The organism is Odoribacter sp. (assembly GCF_985060555.1).
In genome coordinates, this window is the sequence record NZ_CFKYFN010000090.1 from 136660 (window position 1) to 153948 (window position 17289).

A 17289-nucleotide genomic window follows, 5' to 3' on the forward strand; every position below is an offset into this window, starting at 1 on the left:
CCCGCAGGTAAAGCTTACCCGCGGGATGTGGGATTATTTTTTGAAATATCTGTTGTACAGACCTTCAAACCCTTTTCCATGACGGGCTTCGTCTTTACACATTTCATGAACGGTATCGTGGATAGCATCCAGGTTGAGTTTTTTAGCCAGCGTAGCGATTCTCTTCTTGTCTTCACAAGCACCGGCTTCAGCTTCCATTCTTTTTTTCAGGTTGGTCTCGGTATCCCAGACACATTCGCCGAGCAACTCACAAAATTTAGCTGCATGTTCTGCTTCTTCCCAGGCATAACGCTTGAAAGCTTCCGCCACTTCCGGATAACCTTCCCGGTCTGCCTGACGACTCATAGCCAAATACATCCCTACTTCGGTACATTCTCCAGTGAAATGAGCTTTCAGTCCTTCTAAAACTTCAGCATCTACTCCTTTAGCTACACCGATCACATGTTCGTCTGCAAAAGTTAAAGCACCTTCGGTTTCAACCAATTCTTTGAATTTACTTCTTGGAACTTTACACTGAGGACAGAATTCAGGAGCTTCTTCACCTTCATAAACATAACCACATACCGTACAGATAAACTTTTTCATAACGTCTTGATTTTATTGATTAATATAATTTAAAGGGGGTACTACCCTGCCGTTTTATTTCTACAAGCTTTACAATATCCTTTATAATAAAGATGGGTTTCCGTGACATACAAATCCCCGATCTGTTTGGTATTTAATAATCCTATTTTTTCAACCGGAATATCGAACACCCGATTACACGCACAACACTGGAAATGAGCATGACAGGAAGTATCGATGTCGAACCGAACATTTTTATCGTCGATAACCAGTGGAAGTACCGCTCCTTGCTCGGCAAACAGACGCATCGTATTGTATACCGTCGTTTTAGACAAAGTAGGTACTTGGATACACAATGCATGATATATATCGTCGGCAGTAGGATGAATACGGTTTTCCATCAGATATTCTACAATAGCTATCCGTTGCAAAGAAGGTTTAATCCCACACTTTTCCAAATAATCCCGTGCATTGATATTTGTATTCATTGTTAAATTGTAATCATTACAAATTTATAACGAATACAAAATTACAACTTTTTTATAAAAAACAAAAATTTCAATGTTTTTTAGAGGAAAAAATTAATCTGCTATTTTTACTCTATCCTTCCATTTTATTTGTAGTTTTGTAACATGTTTTTTCTGGGAATGTCAGCACACCTATTTATTTACCTGCTGGTTCCGGCCTTTTTGATCGTGTGTTTTTATTTCAGAGGCGCTGCAGGTAGTCCGGAAGTCGATCCAATACTCCCGGAAGCTGTTGTGTATCAACAAACCGGAACATCTTCTTTTGAAAAGGCTTACTTTTATCAGGTTGAAAAACAAGAACAAGAAACTTATTCCAAGGCAGAGGTATTCTGTGACTGCAAGCCGGATCTTCCGTTATTTCAATCCGTTTTTTACCTCTCTCCTGCCCTTACCCACCTGCTTTTACGGGCACCTCCTGCAACTGTTTAAACTTATTTATTCGGCTGCCCGAATTTTACCAACATCGTTTTTTAATTAAAAAAAATTCAATATGCGTTTTATTTTTTGCATTATTGGTGTATTACTATATAGTGGACTTTCTGCGCAACAAATGTCCGTTTTATCGACGGATTCCACCTACAATATAGTAAGAGAATTACAAGAAGTAGTCGTTACCGCCGAAAAGAGAGAACTGAATCCAGGTGATATTCCGACCGCTTTAACGGTCATTACCCCCCGTTCTATTCCCGGAGAGAACAATCCGGATTTACGGAATATTTCCGGAATAGTTCCTAATTTTTATATGCAGGAAGGAGGGTTAAAATTATCAACTCCCCTCTATATCCGCGGTATCGGTACTGTTTCGGGTACCCCACCTGTCGGACTTTATGTAGACGGTGTACCCGTATTCGATAAGAACGCCTTTGTCTTCGATTTATACGACATCCGGCAAATCGAAGTGCTGCGCGGACCTCAAACGACCTTGTACGGGCGTAATAGTATCAACGGTTTGATCAATATAAACACCAATCCCCCGTCGGATGTATTCGCTGCACAGGTAAAAATAGGATATTCCAGTTACCGGTCACAAAATTATAATTTAGTCCTGAACCTTCCCTGGAAACGTTTATATAATAAATTGTCTTTCTCGTACAATAAGTCTGAAGGCTATTTCAAAAATCACTATGAACAAGACCGGAAATCCAATCCTTCGGACTCCTATAATATTCGTTATCAGGGGAATGTATTTACGAAAAATAACTGGAAAATTGGTTTCGGTATAAACTTCAACCATTCCTTCGACGGAGGTTATGCCTATGCTGCGATCGATTCGTTGAAAGTACATCGCTATACGGTAAATTACAATATACCTTCTTCTTATAAGCGCGACCTGCTTTCTTCCTATCTGAATTTGAAAAAGAAATGGCAAAGACTTGCTTTTAATACGGTCACTTCTTATTCCCGGACGCAGGACAGACAGATGCTCGATGCAGATTTTACTTATCTGGATGTATTCGATAACGGTAAAAAATCCAGGCAGAACTTACTGACTCAGGAGTTCAATATCCAGTCGAATGAAAACCGGCATGTCGATTGGACTGCCGGGGCTTTCGGTTTTTATAAAGATCTGACGAATCGTTATCTGGCGACCTTTGGGAAAGACAAGGCTTATTTATTGCCCATGGCTTTGGATAACGCTAAGTACCATAATAATACGGTAACCTGGGGAATAGCCGGATACGGTCAGGTAACCCTAAAGGAAATATGGCCGGGTATGTCCCTGACGGCAGGTTTGCGGTATGATTACGAAAAATCGGAATTGAACTACCGGGATAGTTTGTTGTTCAGTGGACAACAACAATATACAAGTTACCACGATTCGAAGGAAGATAAAGGTTTTAAAACCTGGTTACCCAAGTTTTCACTTTTACAGAGATGGAACGATAACCTGTCTTTATATTTGAGTGTTTCTAAAGGCTATAAAGCCGGGGGCTACAACATTATCGTCAATGAGATGAGCTCACAGGTGGTCGATCTCCGCTATGATGAAGAGAAACTTTGGAATTATGAGATCGGTATGAAATATTTCAGTTCCGATTATAAATTCAATCTGAATGCTGCTCTGTTCTACATCGATTGGAAAGACCAGCAGATCTTCGTCATGGGAATGATGGGACCTGGCATAAAGAATGCCGGTGATGCTCATAGTCTGGGAGGTGAAATGGATTTGCGCTGGGAATTTTTGCCTAATCTCACTTATATACTATCGGCCGGATATAGCCATGCTGAATATTACCACAATCTGGATAAATCCCATGAAGGCAATCGGATCGTCATGGCTCCTGAGTTTACAGGCAATACGGGTTTCATTTACCAGAAAGCGGTTAAAACTTCCTGTTTTCGTTCATTTGCCGCTTCAACGACTGTGACTGGATTCGGGACACAATATTTCGATGAAGCCAATCTGCTGAAACAAAAACCTTATTTTTTGTGGAATCTGGATCTTTCTATTTCGGGTAAATACGCCGATTTTAGGATATGGGGGAAGAACATACTGGATAAAGCTTTCTTTACTTATATGCTGAACAATCCTGTCGGTCAAAAATTACCGATCTATAACGATATGGGACAATCCGGAGCCCCTGCCCGCTTCGGTGCTTCTGTTACTTTTAAAATTTAATTATTAAAACTTTGAATATGAAAACATTAATCTCTTTATTCCTGATAAGCTTTGTTGCGTTTTGCACGATATCCTGTAACGACGACGATAAGGATACACCCGATCTGGCCAATAGATACGGGGCATACGAAAAACCCCATTTTGCATTCGAGTATGCCAGCGATACCATTCGTATCGGCATGAAACCGTATTATGAAAAGAAAATCGCTGTGACAGAGTTTAAAGCTATGTTCAATGCCATGGCAACCGAAAAAATGGGAGCCTATTTCAAGGGAATCCAGTTTAAAGAAAATAAGCAGCTGATCATTTCAGCCCGGATGAAAGATGGTGACGTGTACAATCTCCCCGGAACCTACGAGTTATCGGGTAATTATTTGCAGATTACTTTAGACAAAGAGGTCATGGCGCATCTGATGGGAGATAAAGCGGCCAATATTCCTGCTATCAGTTTCAGGTACGATATCCGGGGAAAACAGATGACGATGTATTTCGATAAAGTTTACCTTCAGGTGATTTATTCCATGATGGAAAATCAGATTGCCGCTATGATCGTCGATATGATGGAAATAGATTTCAGCCAGATGCCGGAAGGCATGGAAGCCATGATTATGAAAGAGGTAAAAAATCAGCTGGGAGAAATTTTGACACAAATCCGTAAAATAGAAATCGGCTTTGTACTTATGTTGGATGAGTTGGATTATGCATAACAGAGGATTACAAATACAAAAAAAACGGTTGAAATACTCATTCAACCGTTTTTTTTGTATTACTTTAGAAACATTGAATTTTATCGTTACGTATTAATACTAATATCAACTATCAAATCTTATTTATTATGAATACAGAATCTTGTCATTGCGGTTTGCTTTCATGCAAAGAAGTTAACACCAGAGATAAAGACAATAAGTTTACCCTTCAACCTCTGCCCTACGCAGAAAATAGTCTGGAACCTTATATCAGCGAAAAGACGGTCAAATTCCATTATGGTAAACATTTGGCTGCTTATATCGACAATACCAACAAATTGAAGGCCGGAACTCAATTCGACGATCAGCCGATCCATGAAATCATCAAGAAAGCGTCCGGCGGTTTATTCAATAATGCAGCTCAGGTTTTTAATCATTATTTTTATTTCGAAGCCCTGCACCATTCCGGAGCACAGGCTCCCCGAGGCAAATTAAGCAATCTGCTGGAAAAAAATTTCGGCAGTTTCGAGGATTTCAAGGAAAAATTCACCCAAGCCGGAACGGCTCTCTTCGGATCAGGCTGGGTATGGTTGGTACAGGAAGATGATAAATTAGAGATTTGGCCGGCTCCGAATGCCGAAAATCCATTGAAAAACGGTAAATATCCCTTGTTAACCATGGATGTCTGGGAGCATGCTTACTACCTCGACACACAAAATGCAAGAGCAAAATACATTGAAAATTTCTGGCAAATAGTCAACTGGGAAGTTGTAGAGAAAAGAGTAAAATAAAAAACAGAACTAAAAAAACGCTCATCTGCCCCAAAGCTTAGACAGATGAGCGTTTTTTTTAATCGGTAACAATGACCATCTCGTCGATCAGATGACTGGCTCCGGCTAATTTATCGATGATAAAAAGGACATAGCGGATATCCACCGAAATGTTCCGGCATATTTCAGCGTCATATTGCATATCCGACATCACGCCATCCCAAGCCCGGTCGAAGTTCAGACCGATCAAGTGGCCTTCGGCATTTAAAACCGGACTACCGGAATTTCCACCGGTAGTATGATTGGTGGCTATAAAACAAACCGGAATTTCTCCGTTTTGGGTATAATTTCCGAAATCTTGATTCTGATAAATCTCTCTCAACCGTTGCGGAACATTATAATCATAGATTTCAGGATTATCTTTTTCCATAATCCCATTTAAAGTCGTATAATGTTTGTAATAAACCGCATCACATGGCGAATAGCCCTGTACTTTTCCGTAAGCGACCCTCAGTGTAGAGTTGGCGTCTGCATAAAAGGTTTTATCCGGCTGCATTTCCATCAAACCGGCAAGCCAAATTTGATTTAAGCGGGTAATTTCTTTTTCTATTTTAGCTAATTCGGGAAATATATTTTGCGCATAAAAAGTATTCATCGAAAGCGATAGACGGTAAGCCGGATCTTTCTCTAACTTTTTATAGGTATCCGGAGTAGCTTGCGCGATGAGTTTCATCGTATTTTCCTGATCTGCAAGTATAGATTTAGAGAAAAGCGTCTGTACATAAGCTTCGATGCCTTTTTTCCGGTTAGCCAGTTGCACTTCTTCCGGAATCCAGTCCGGAGTCAGGTTCTGATTATAAAGCCGCAACATCTCCACCAGGATTTTCTGATCGGTAGCTGCATCATAATCCTTATAAAACTCCTCAGCTTCTGCTTTCAGTTGCTCTTTGGCTTCCTCTAGCTTTTCGGCAGAAACGTTCAGTTTTTTATAAATATCGGCTGCCCAGCCAACGATCTCGGCACCTCGTTTACCGGCTTCATTAAGATAAGAAGCGGCCAGTATCAGGTCTTTTCTCTTCTGATAGAGTTCCTTGTACTGATTCAGTAAGCTATTGTATTCTTTTTTATCTGCAGCCCATTGTAGAAATTCTTTTTCCTGCTGTTGTTTCAAGGCAATCGTATTGAATCTTTTCAGCCCTTTGGTTTCTCCCTGCCACTTTTTCCAGGCATTCGCAACACTGGCAGCTTTGGAAGCATATTTGATCCGCAGCAATTCATCCGATTCCATGGCGTCGTTGATGATATTCAATTTTGCCGTACGGATAGCTATCTTATGCGGATTTTCTATGTTCTGAAGCTGTTCTATCGCATAAGAAGTCAGGTATTCATTAGTAGTCCCGGGATATCCGAAAACCATCGTAAAATCTCCTTCCTGTACCCCTTTATTGGAAATTTTGAAGAAAGTCGCCGGACGGTAGGGTTTGTTGTCGGCCGAATAAGCCGCAGGTTCATTATTCGCATCGGCATAGATACGCAATACCGAAAAATCTCCGGTATGTCTCGGCCACATCCAGTTGTCGGTATCTCCTCCGAATTTACCGATAGCCGATGGTGGTGCGCCTACTAAACGAACGTCTTTGTAAATTTTAAATACCGACATAAAATATTGATTCCCATTAAAATATGGCTTAATATTCGCCATTAGGTTAGTCCCTTTGACTGCTTCTGCTTCCAATTGTTTACAAATGGAGGTAATCTTTGCATTCTTTTCTTGTTCGGTCATTTCCGGAGATAATTGTGCCTTCACTTTTTCAGTCACATCCTCCATGCGGACTAAAATAGAAGCTGTCACTCCCGGATTAGCCAATTCCTCTGCTTTGGTCTTAGCCCAAAAACCATCTCTCAGGTAGTTGTGTTCCAAACTACTGTGGTTCTGAATCATGTCGAAGGAACAATGGTGATTGGTTACTACCAGTCCTTCGTTGCTGATGATTTCACCGGTACAAAAATGAAAAAAAGGCTGCCCTTCCCGACCCAGACCGATAACGGCATCTTTTAAAGAGGCTTTATTAATATCGTAAATATCTTCTGCGGTCAGTTTGAACCCCTCTTTTTGCATGTCTTCGATATTGTATTTCTTCAACAACATGGGAATCCACATGCCTTCGTCGGCATAACAACCTATCCAGCTCATCCATAAAGCCAGAACTAAAAACAGAGCTTTTTTCTTCATAGATTTGGTTTTATTGTTTATAATTTATGTTATGATTTCTTCGGAAAACGTCTCAAAGCTTCGTACAGTTGTTGAACCGGTAGTCCCATGACATTATAAAAAGAACCTTCTATTCTTTCAATCCCGATGTAACCGATCCATTCCTGTATTCCATAAGCACCTGCCTTATCGAAAGGTTTATAGGTATCTACATAACAGGTAATTTCCTGATCCGACAAAGTTTTGAAATAGACGTCCGTATAGGCAGAAAAGGAACGGTGTTCCTGAAGCGTGGTCAGACACACTCCGGTGATAACCTGATGTTTTCTTCCCGATAATCGATGTAGCATTTCGATTGCATGTTCCCGGTTTTCAGGCTTGCCGAGTATCTTCGCATCCAAGCAGACCACGGTATCGGCTGTAATCAATAACTCACCTTCTTTCAGTTCCCCGTCGAACGCTTTGGCTTTCAAACCAGCCAGATATTCCGGAACCTCCTCTACGGCCAATCCCTCAGGCCAGATTTCTTCCGTATGTTTTAGTCTTACTTCAAACTTAAATCCGGCATCACACATCAACTGATGCCGTCTTGGAGAAGCCGAAGCCAATATTAATTTATATTCCATAGATCTTATTTTTATTATCCGATCGTTCAATCTGCAAAAATAAGGAGAAAGAAATGTCTTAAAAATACACTGACACCCAAACACAATACCATAATCAGACGAATCAGCCACAATTGGAAGCGTCTTTTCCGCTTACCGCTCAAGATGGAGATGATATATATCCCATAAGGAAGCAACAAAGCGAAGATGATGTAAATCAGTATGGCTAAAGAAGCTGAGAATTCGACGAAATAGGCCAGCACAGCCGAAATCATAGCTACACCTGCTAAAGCGGTAATAATTCCTTCTGCCGCCCTGATTCCCAACTTTACAGGAATGGTATGATTCCCGTTTTCCCGGTCTCCTTCTACCGTGTATATATCCTTATTGATCTCATACATCAAAGTATTCAAAAAGATAAACCAGGCGAATCCAAATACCCAATCGAACATGTATAAAAAATTCGTTCCGGTTTCGATGAGGAGTTCTGCATAAGCCATATTCAATAACGGAATTTCGTAAACGATAGCACTGATTGGAATCAAAGAAGCCAGTATACCCACCAACAAATTTCCCGTCAAAAAATATTTCTTGTAAGTAGAAGAATAGAACCAAAGGATTCCGGATACCAACAGGAACAGGATTCCGATTTTCCAGACTCCCACGGCAAATCCCAGATAAAAGGCGATAGAAACGGCAAACAGGTTAAGTACAGTATGTAACGATATGGCCACTCTCCGGCTAATGCTTTTTCCTACAACGACCTTTTTAATTCCTGAAATCCGATCGCTTTTGGTATCGAAATAATCGTTGATCACATAAGCCCCCGATATCAGACAGCATACGGCAACAACGAGCAGAAAAAACGCCCACCCGGTCATTTGTAAAGCCAATCCATTGATATCCAGCATCGGCCGAATGACCAGATAACGCATGGCATACATCGTCAGAGCTGCAAAAGCAATGGTACGAATCCGTATTAACCGAAGTATCTCATACATACTTACTTATTATTATATAAATAAACTTTTTCTTCAATTTACATGCTTTTTACATAACAGTTGGTATCCATCCAATCTCCCTTCGCTTTCAGCACCTGGGAAATAACATCTCTTACACATCCGTCTCCTCCAGTGATATCAGAAATATACCTGGCAACCGATTTGATTTCCTCGCAAGCATCCAGCGGGCAAACCGGTAATCCGACTTGGGTCATCACTTTATAATCCGGAATGTCGTCGCCCATATACATAATGGCTTCTTTGTCCAGCGAATAACGTTGTTCGATTTCTGCTAAAGCCTCTGTTTTATTAGCGACTTTGAGATAAATATCCTCCGGTCTGACTCCTAATTTCTCCAAACGTTCGCGTACGCCCGGTGCCCCACCTCCCGAAATAACGGCAATGATATACCCTTTCCGGATAGCGTACATAATGGCATATCCGTCTTTCGTACAGGAAGTTCTTATCAATTCTCCGTCCGGTGTGAGATTTTGGGATTGATGTGACAATACTCCGTCGACATCGAATACAAAAGCCCGTATTTTTTTAAGTTCGTCTTTAAAAAATTTCATTTTCTATTTTGATTACCACAAAGTTAACATTAAAGGTTTATTATCGCTCTCCGCTTTCTGTTCGGCAGACTTCAATACGGAAGCACGGATAGAATCAGAAAGTTGGGTATACAAATTTAATAATTTCCGGTTATCTTTCAGCATCGCCTTATGCATACCCAGGATCGACTCATCTCCCCGGCGGGCAGGACCTGTCTGGGCATTTTCGGGAGTCATCAGCATGACTTTGTGAGCCGTTTCAAAAATCAAAGGGCGTAATAAACTGAAATCCAATCCTTCCTGTTCCAAAATCTGCCCGGCAATACCGTATAAATGATTGACGAAATTATTGGCAAAGACTGCAGCCAAGTGCAAAGTTTTCCTTTTCTCTGAAGAAATTTCCTCTACTCTCACCGACAAGAGTCTTGTCAATCCCCGGAGCACTTCCAGAACCTCCGGATTCGAAGCCTCGATACACAAGGGGATCTCTTTAAAATCCAGATCCCTCTTTTTGGTAAAAGTCTGTAAAGGATACAAAACTCCGTAATAAGTGACATAGGGCTTAAAAATATCCATGGGCAAACTGCCGGACGTATGCAGGATTATAGCCTCTTTATTGATCCGGATACTCTTGAACAGTGAGAGTAATGCATCGTCACTTACACAAAAAATATAAATATCCCCATCCGGATAGATACCGAAAAGATCAGCAGTATAAGTAATACCGGTTTTCCTGCCTAATTCCCGGGCCGATTCGATACTCCGGCTATAAATCTGACACAAATTCAACCCTGCTTTCAATAAGGCAGGAGCTAAATGATGAGCGACATTCCCTGCTCCGATCAATATGATCCGTTTATCCTTCATTCTCAAATGCTATATTTTTCGGTTTTATCCGGCCTTCCTTCAAATGATTCACCAAACGCCGGCAAGCCTGACAAATATCCTGATAAAACACGTCGGCTATTAAAACTAATTTTCCTCCGGAATACTGTAAATGCTGATAACGACCGGCAGGATCTGCATGGTTTAAAAGCAACAAATCCCCTCCTGGAATAAATGTATGTGTCATTTGGTTGCGCAATTTATCATATAAATAAAGCTTATCGTTCAACAAACGATATCTTCCTCCGAACAACCGGTTTACACTATTTGAAAACCGACGGGAAGACTGTCCTTTCGCTTTCATCGGTTTATTGTCCAGAAAGCCGCCCAATACCTCGATCGCCTGTCCCATCAATACAAATGGCATATAAGAAATTTCTATTTCCTGCATTTTACCCAGCTCCCGGATAATCACCTCTTCCAGGAACAGCTCGATCTGTTGTATTTGTAAGCTATTCTCCATAAATGTGCCCAAAATTACGCCAAATTATTGAGAAACGGAAATAGGTATTTTGTATCTTTGTAAAAACTTATACGAATAAACGATTTGAATATTGTAAAGCCATGATTTTACAGAATAACCTTGTTACATCAGAGGCCGGATTTTCAGAAAAAATATTTGAAAAGGGCCTGAGCATATACGAAGTGATCCGGATTTTTAAAGGGAATCCCATCTTCTTAAAAGATAATCTCTTAAGATTGGATAATTCACTAAAAAAATCAAACATCGATATTCATGTGGAAGATTTAAACCTACCGGATAAATTGCAGCATTTTATCCGGCTGGAAAACATGACCGAAGGTAATCTGAAATACGTACTGCATTTTACATCGGGCAAACCGGATGAATATATTTTCCAAATTCCGCATGCTTATCCCACTTCCGAAGATTATAAACAAGGAGTTCCGACCCTGACTTATTCCGCCATGCGTGAAAATCCCGGTGTAAAATACATCAATACGGATTTACGGACACGTACGAACCGACTGATAAAACAAAAACAGGTGTACGAGGTCTTATTGGTCGATAAAGAAGGATATATCACAGAAGGTTCCCGTTCCAATGTGTTCTTTATCGGGGACAATGTCATCTTTACTGCCCCTTTAGAGTATGTTCTTCCCGGCACAAGCCGGAAAAGAGTATTCGATATTTGCCATAAACATCGGTTTCCGATCATTGAAAAGCGTATTCCTGTCTCTGAATTAGCCCGGTATGATGCTGCTTTTCTGTCCGGGACTTCTCCTCTAATTTTGCCAATCAACCGAATCGATGAACTTCGTTTCGATCCCGGATTACCATTATTACAAGAACTGATGAAATATTATTTCAGATTGCTTGAAGAGTGTTAAAGCCACTTTTAGGTAATATTAAGAAGTTTTTATTCCCCAAAAGTTTTATAAAAGTCATCTTTTTTATAATATTGCAAAATAATGGTATTAAAACTCGTTCGATGAGCATCTTGTGTATGAGATCCGCTCATTACAACATTAAAATAAGTAATGAAATATATTATATTGATACTGGTCGCCGGACTGATTATTTTTGTAAAGCCCTGGAGAATGAGTCTGGAAGAGAGTATATTTTCCCCGGCTGAAGATACGACCTTGTTATCTTCAACCCTTTCCTCCGATTCGCTTATGCTTTTCCCTGCAAATCAAGTTATTAATAACAATGACTCTGAATTGGACATCACCTTGAAATTCGATCGGATAATCCGAAAATTTATGCAAAAATGGGAAATTAAGGGAGCTTCTTTTGCTTTGATGAAGAACGATCGTTTGATTTATAGTAAAGGATATGGCTTTGCCGATGAAGAAGAAAACGTCCCCATGGATGTCATGCATGTTTTCCGGATAGCTTCTATCTCCAAGTTAATTACTGCCGTGGCTATCATGAAGTTGCAGGAAGAAGGTAAACTGACTTTACAGGATCGGGTTTTCGGTCCCGAGGGAATTTTAAACGATACCATTTTTTCAGATATAAAAGACCCCCGTACGACTAAAATCACCGTCGAAAATTTATTACGTCATCAGGGAGGATTTTCTATTGCCTACGGTGACCCCATGTTTTGTCCGGTTGAGATTGCCAGGAAAATGCAGGTACCTCCTCCTGCCGATCTGAATACGATGATACGATTCGTGCTTTCCCGAAGATTGGGATTTACTCCCGGTTCCGGAGCCCGCTATTCCAATATCGGTTACGGCATCTTATCTAAAGTGATAGAAAAGGTCTCGGGTGAAGATTACGAACTTTATGTAAAAAGACATATCTTGCGTCCTGCCGGTTGTTTCGACATGCATTTAGGTAAAAATCTGTATGATGATAAATTGCCTAATGAGGTAAAATATTATGAAGTTTCCAATGCAGAACAGATTCAGGCTTGTGATGGAAGCGGAAAATTGGTTGCACGTAGTAACGGTGGCAATAATATTGAAGAACTCTACGGTGCAGGTGGTTGGGTCGCTTCTCCAGCCGAACTTTTACGTTTCCTGGCAGTCATCGATAAAGATCCGGGTATCCCCGACCTGCTGAGTGATGCGTCGATCGACTACATGACCCAGGAAGTTCCCAGTGCCTACCCCATCGGTTGGATAGAGACGACTAGCCGGGGAGAATGGTTTCGTAGCGGTACATTAGCAGGTACCAGTGCATTGATGAAAAAGCAAAAAGACGGTTATTCGTGGGTATTCCTGACCAACACCAGCAGCTGGAAGGGCTCGCGTTTCCCTCATTACATCGACAATGCGGTAAGACAAGCTATGGCTTCTGTCCATTCATGGCCCGAACGCGATTTGTTTGAAATGCAACGATTCGATCATGAAAAACTTCTGGTTATTCGCTAATATCCTAAAATTAATATAAAATTGCTGCTTTTCTTTGAGTTTTGATTTCATTTTACAACTTTTGTAGTAAAATAATTAATAATCTAAACTCAACAGTGAAAGTATGTCATTTCAAATTTTAACCATCAATCCGGGATCGACCTCTACAAAAATTGCGATTTTTGAAGATGAAAAAGAGATCTTTTCCAAAACACTCCGTCATACAGCCGAGGAACTGAGTCCTTATGCAACCGTCGCTTCACAATTCCAATTCCGGAAGAATATCATTTTATCCGAATTGCAGCAAGCAGGTTGGGACATTCACGGCTTTCATGCAATCGTTGGCAGAGGCGGTTTAGTTAAACCGATCGAATCGGGAATCTATGAGGTAAATGATGCCTTGGCTCATGATCTGGAGTATCCGGTAATGGGAGAGCATGCTTCGAATCTGGGAGGATTGATCGCCCGGGATATCGTACGTGAAATGCATAACGGAACTAAAGCCTATATCGCAGACCCGGTTGTTGTGGATGAACTGGATCCGATCGCCCGGCTTTCCGGTCACCCTGCCCTTTCCAGGGTATCTATTTTCCATGCTTTGAATCAGAAAGTCATTGCACGAACCTATGCACGGGAAGTCGGGAAAAAATACGAAGAAATGAACCTGATCGTCGCCCATATGGGAGGTGGAGTCTCGGTCGGTGCACATTGTTGCGGACGTGTCGTCGATGTCAATAATGCCCTGGACGGAGACGGTCCCTTCTCCCCTGAACGCTCGGGAGGTCTTCCGACAGGTGCTTTGGTCGAATTGTGTTTTAGTGGAAAATCAAAGGCCGAAGTCAAGAAAATGCTGAAAGGGAACGGCGGAGTCGTTGCTTATTTGGGAACGAACGATATGCGGCTGGTGGAAGAGAAAGCACCGGTAGATGCAGAATATGGTATGATTCAGGATGCCATGTGTTACCAGATCGGGAAAGAAATCGGAGCTATGGCAGCTGTGTTGAAAGGGAAAGTTGATGCTATTTTACTGACCGGAGGTATTGCTTATGGCAAACCCATCACCGATTATATTACCCGTATGGTCGGCTTTATCGCCCCCGTGAAGGTTTATCCGGGAGAGGATGAAATGCGGGCTTTGGCTATGAATGGCCTGATGGTGTTACGTGGAGAAATGCAGGCAAAAACTTATGCCTGATTTTAGTTCCGATTTTAGGTTTTAAATAACTGCTAAGCTTCGATAGCCGTTTGTTTAAAATCTAAAATCGGCTTTTTCTTATCTGGCTCGGGTAAAAATATATCTTTCTGTATCCGAGATCTCTTTATTAAACTGAAATCCCTCCCACTCGAACCGGATTATTTCTTCCGGAGTTTCGAGACGATGAAGCAAAATATAACGGGTCATCGCTCCCCTGGCTTGTTTGGCATAAGTACGAATCGTTTCATATTTTCCATTCCGCCATTCCTGAAATTCCGGAGTTATCACTCTCACTTGTGCCCGGAGTTCTTTCTCATCGAAAGCTCCCCATACATCCAAACTGGCCAGATTGATCAATATTCCACCCGAACGCTTCACATCGCCGATCAGGGGAGCTGTTAGTTTGGGAAGCCAATATTCATACAAATTTTTCAGGTTCAGCCCTTTCAATTTTAACGTATATGCAAGCCGGTAAGCTTTTATCAGATCCAACGGGCGGAGTAAACCATACAGCACAGAAACAATCCGCAGGTGGTCCTGAATGTAGCCGAGATCGGCCACTGGAATCGTGTCGGTTTGCATGGTTTTGAACACACTCCCGTTATAGGCAAAAAGGGCTTGTTTCATTGGCGTGTCCGCCTGATCGAATTTTTGATAACGGTTGTAATTTTCCTCTGCCAGAGATTTGCTGACTTTCAGTAATTTCTGCAATTCTTCAACACCATATTGTTGCATTTTTCCAACCAACAGATCGGCATCTTGCTGAAATAAAGGCCAAGTAAACGGATAAGTATCTCCCAAAGTTTTCATATCCATAGTTTTGGCCGGCGAAAGGATAATGAGCATAAATTTCGATTTTAACTAACAAAAAATTTCCAATAAATTCATATTGGGTAAAGTTATGGATTTTTCACGGATAATAATTCGTTGTATTTAAAATAATAGCTTATCTTTGCGAGGTATTTGAGAATTGAATCAGTTTGTATTTAAAGCGACTTGCCTTCATGTATAATGTATCGTTAAGTAGACTTTCCTTCAGCTATCAACCTCATTTCGAATTTATTTTTAGACAATAAAGTTTTATACTTAATGAACATTTACATTTCAAATTTAAGTTATGCCGTAAATGATGGCGACTTAAAAGATTTATTTGGGGAATATGGAGAAATTTCCTCTGCAAAGGTAATTACTGATCGTGAAACCGGTAGATCACGTGGCTTTGGTTTCGTAGAAATGGCTGACGATGCACAAGGACAAAAAGCTATCGACGAACTGAATCAGGCTGAATATGATGGAAAAGTAATCAACGTAACTGTAGCTCGTCCTAGAACAGAACGTCCTGCAGGAAATCGTGGCGGTTTCCACCGTAACAACAACTTCAACGGTGAACGCAAAGAAAGAAGATACTAAAGTTGTGGAGGCTGTCTCATTCTGAACTGCACCCCGAAAGTTAGACATAAAACTTTTGGAGTGCAGTTCAGAAGTAACGCAGCCCGGTATTTTAAAGTTTATAAATTCTGTAGCCCCTGCGGTACCTTCTTAACGGAACCTCCGATCCCGATCGGCCATACCAATGGCTGTAAAAAAGCATCCGCAGGGTTCAGGAACTTTATAAACCTCTCTATTCCCACCCTTCATTTTGTCGCCATCCCATGTTTTCAGCTTCTTGAGGATTGAAAGGTAAAGCCCAACGGGGATCATCGGGAGTGATAACCAATTCGGTTACGGAATTCGGGTCGGTAATATCGGAGAGTATCTTGCGCCGGATAGCGATACCTGCATTTTCCGCTCCATTCAACCGCTTGATATCAAAAAAACGCCATTCTGCGCCCATTTCACGCATACGTTCATCCAAAATGTCCTGCACATTTCCACCGATATTATTGGCTGCATTTTCATTCATAAAGCGTGTTCGGCGGAGCATTTTCAATAGTTCGGCAGCCTCCCCGGTCTTTCCGCTACGAGCCAGACATTCGGCTTTGATCAGGTACATTTCTGCCGTAGTCATACCGATAATACTACATGTACCGTAATAAAAACGGCTATACGTATGACACCAGGCAGGTTTCAACCATTGCTGGTCAGACCATTTGATACAATTCCGGACCGTTTGTCCTTGGTACACCGGCATTGAGGAACCCGACGGTCATCGGGATGGTGGAACAGGCGCAGAACGGTGTCAGCGCACCGAATCAGGCTGCCATCACATTACCAAAAATGCCGCGTCCCGAAAGCCATTTCTTGATTTTTTCCTGCGGGATGTACATCAGGATGATTTCCACTGCCGCACTGATCAGCATGAACAGCGCAATCAGCTCAAACGTGATGAATACAAAGTATTCCAATGTTACAATTAAAGAGTTCATGTATGAATGATTTTATGAATTAAAAACTAAATCAGATTATTGAATTATTTGTCATTTTCAAAAGTTAATTTCCGCAACAACTATTAGATGGATTACGCTCTGTTTCCGATGGACAGCACGTCGCCGGCTGGGGCGAGCCGCAACAAGAAGACGGTTCTTCTGCGTTATCACTGTTTTCGATGTTTCCGCAGCAGCCTGAAGGAGTTATTTCCGTTTGTGATTGTGTAGAACAGCACCCCGAAGAAGTTGTTTCCCCTCTTCTGCCGACAAAAAGCAGTGCGGCTACTATCATTGCATTGTAAGAGGCAAGGAAACAAAGTCCGTCGAGTTCGGTGCGAAGGTCAACAACATACAGATAGACGGCATATCGTTCATCGAACACCTTTCGTTCAAGGCTTTCAACGAAGGTATACGCCTGAAGGACTGTATCCGCATGCAGCAGAAGCTCATGAATGTGAGGGTAAGATGCGTGGCTGCCGATTCC

The 17289-nt window shown here is 41.4% G+C and carries 19 protein-coding genes and 1 pseudogene; 9 read left to right on the forward strand and 11 right to left on the reverse strand.

All coding sequences use genetic code 11. The annotated features are described in order from the left end of the window. Positions 1-33: 33 nt before the first annotated feature. Positions 34-585 carry a ferritin family protein gene (locus AC5RDS_RS12145; RefSeq protein ID WP_013611024.1) on the reverse strand — a complete coding sequence of 184 codons (552 nt, stop codon included), beginning with the start codon at positions 583-585 and terminating at the stop codon, positions 34-36. 41 nt (positions 586-626) lie between these two features. Continuing rightward, on the reverse strand, positions 627-1052 hold the full coding sequence (locus AC5RDS_RS12150; RefSeq protein WP_013611023.1) for a Fur family transcriptional regulator: 426 nt from the start codon (positions 1050-1052) through the stop codon (positions 627-629). 159 nt (positions 1053-1211) lie between these two features. Between AC5RDS_RS12150 and AC5RDS_RS12155 the strand changes: the two genes are divergently transcribed. The 4 genes from AC5RDS_RS12155 (at position 1212) to AC5RDS_RS12170 (ending at position 5188) form a co-directional block, all read left to right on the forward strand. Beyond that, positions 1212-1520: a hypothetical protein gene (locus tag AC5RDS_RS12155; RefSeq protein WP_147347663.1), complete on the forward strand. Its 309-nt coding sequence runs from the start codon at positions 1212-1214 to the stop codon at positions 1518-1520. A gap of 61 nt (positions 1521-1581) precedes the next feature. Beyond that, positions 1582-3711: a TonB-dependent receptor gene (locus AC5RDS_RS12160; protein ID WP_195328879.1), complete on the forward strand. Its 2130-nt coding sequence runs from the start codon at positions 1582-1584 to the stop codon at positions 3709-3711. A gap of 17 nt (positions 3712-3728) precedes the next feature. Next, positions 3729-4418: a hypothetical protein gene (locus tag AC5RDS_RS12165; protein WP_288792024.1), complete on the forward strand. Its 690-nt coding sequence runs from the start codon at positions 3729-3731 to the stop codon at positions 4416-4418. A 128-nt stretch (positions 4419-4546) separates the two neighbouring features. Further along, positions 4547-5188: a superoxide dismutase gene (locus tag AC5RDS_RS12170; RefSeq protein ID WP_022160889.1), complete on the forward strand. Its 642-nt coding sequence runs from the start codon at positions 4547-4549 to the stop codon at positions 5186-5188. 58 nt (positions 5189-5246) lie between these two features. Here the strand turns inward: AC5RDS_RS12170 and AC5RDS_RS12175 are convergent, their stop codons facing one another. Genes AC5RDS_RS12175 through AC5RDS_RS12200 form a run of 6 tightly spaced genes read right to left on the reverse strand, consistent with a single transcriptional unit; the run spans position 5247 to position 10884 of the window. Continuing rightward, positions 5247-7400, reverse strand: a complete 2154-nt coding sequence (locus AC5RDS_RS12175; RefSeq protein WP_013611019.1) for a S46 family peptidase — start codon at positions 7398-7400, stop codon at positions 5247-5249. 29 nt (positions 7401-7429) lie between these two features. Then, the gene (locus tag AC5RDS_RS12180; protein WP_013611018.1) at positions 7430-8005 is read right to left on the reverse strand and encodes a Maf family nucleotide pyrophosphatase; all 576 of its coding nucleotides are present in this window, start codon (positions 8003-8005) and stop codon (positions 7430-7432) included. Positions 8006-8031: 26 nt separating this feature from the next. Beyond that, positions 8032-8985, reverse strand: a complete 954-nt coding sequence (locus tag AC5RDS_RS12185) for a geranylgeranylglycerol-phosphate geranylgeranyltransferase (RefSeq protein WP_013611017.1) — start codon at positions 8983-8985, stop codon at positions 8032-8034. Positions 8986-9023: 38 nt separating this feature from the next. Further along, a complete protein-coding gene (locus AC5RDS_RS12190; protein WP_013611016.1) occupies positions 9024-9557 on the reverse strand; it encodes a KdsC family phosphatase in 534 nt (177 codons plus the stop codon). Positions 9558-9569: 12 nt separating this feature from the next. Then, positions 9570-10403, reverse strand: a complete 834-nt coding sequence (locus tag AC5RDS_RS12195) for a Rossmann-like and DUF2520 domain-containing protein (RefSeq protein ID WP_013611015.1) — start codon at positions 10401-10403, stop codon at positions 9570-9572. Next, positions 10393-10884 (reverse strand): hypothetical protein, encoded by a 492-nt coding sequence (locus AC5RDS_RS12200; RefSeq protein ID WP_013611014.1) that lies wholly within the window; start codon positions 10882-10884, stop codon positions 10393-10395. The genes AC5RDS_RS12195 and AC5RDS_RS12200 overlap by 11 nt, the downstream gene beginning before the upstream one ends. Positions 10885-10985: 101 nt before the next feature. On the opposite strand from AC5RDS_RS12200, the gene AC5RDS_RS12205 reads away from it, so the two are divergent. The 3 genes from AC5RDS_RS12205 (at position 10986) to buk (ending at position 14439) form a co-directional block, all read left to right on the forward strand. Continuing rightward, entirely contained in the window at positions 10986-11771 is a 786-nt protein-coding gene (locus AC5RDS_RS12205) for an aminotransferase class IV (protein WP_013611013.1), read from the forward strand. Between the two features lie 150 nt (positions 11772-11921). Further along, a complete protein-coding gene (locus AC5RDS_RS12210; protein ID WP_022160885.1) occupies positions 11922-13265 on the forward strand; it encodes a serine hydrolase domain-containing protein in 1344 nt (447 codons plus the stop codon). Between the two features lie 103 nt (positions 13266-13368). Next, positions 13369-14439 carry a butyrate kinase gene (gene buk / locus AC5RDS_RS12215; protein WP_013611011.1) on the forward strand — a complete coding sequence of 357 codons (1071 nt, stop codon included), beginning with the start codon at positions 13369-13371 and terminating at the stop codon, positions 14437-14439. Positions 14440-14517: 78 nt separating this feature from the next. On the opposite strand, the gene AC5RDS_RS12220 is transcribed toward buk, so the two are convergent. Continuing rightward, positions 14518-15285 (reverse strand): YaaA family protein, encoded by a 768-nt coding sequence (locus tag AC5RDS_RS12220; RefSeq protein WP_013611010.1) that lies wholly within the window; start codon positions 15283-15285, stop codon positions 14518-14520. A 243-nt stretch (positions 15286-15528) separates the two neighbouring features. On the opposite strand from AC5RDS_RS12220, the gene rbp reads away from it, so the two are divergent. Then, positions 15529-15849 carry an RNA-binding regulator gene (rbp, locus tag AC5RDS_RS12225; RefSeq protein ID WP_013611009.1) on the forward strand — a complete coding sequence of 107 codons (321 nt, stop codon included), beginning with the start codon at positions 15529-15531 and terminating at the stop codon, positions 15847-15849. Between the two features lie 211 nt (positions 15850-16060). On the opposite strand, the gene AC5RDS_RS12230 is transcribed toward rbp, so the two are convergent. Continuing rightward, positions 16061-16570, reverse strand: a complete 510-nt coding sequence (locus AC5RDS_RS12230; RefSeq protein ID WP_494222356.1) for a RagB/SusD family nutrient uptake outer membrane protein — start codon at positions 16568-16570, stop codon at positions 16061-16063. A gap of 61 nt (positions 16571-16631) precedes the next feature. Next, the gene (locus AC5RDS_RS12235; RefSeq protein WP_229091374.1) at positions 16632-16805 is read right to left on the reverse strand and encodes a hypothetical protein; all 174 of its coding nucleotides are present in this window, start codon (positions 16803-16805) and stop codon (positions 16632-16634) included. A 283-nt stretch (positions 16806-17088) separates the two neighbouring features. On the opposite strand from AC5RDS_RS12235, the pseudogene AC5RDS_RS12240 reads away from it, so the two are divergent. Then, positions 17089-17289 (forward strand): annotated as a pseudogene (locus AC5RDS_RS12240) (DDE transposase); the annotation flags it as partial.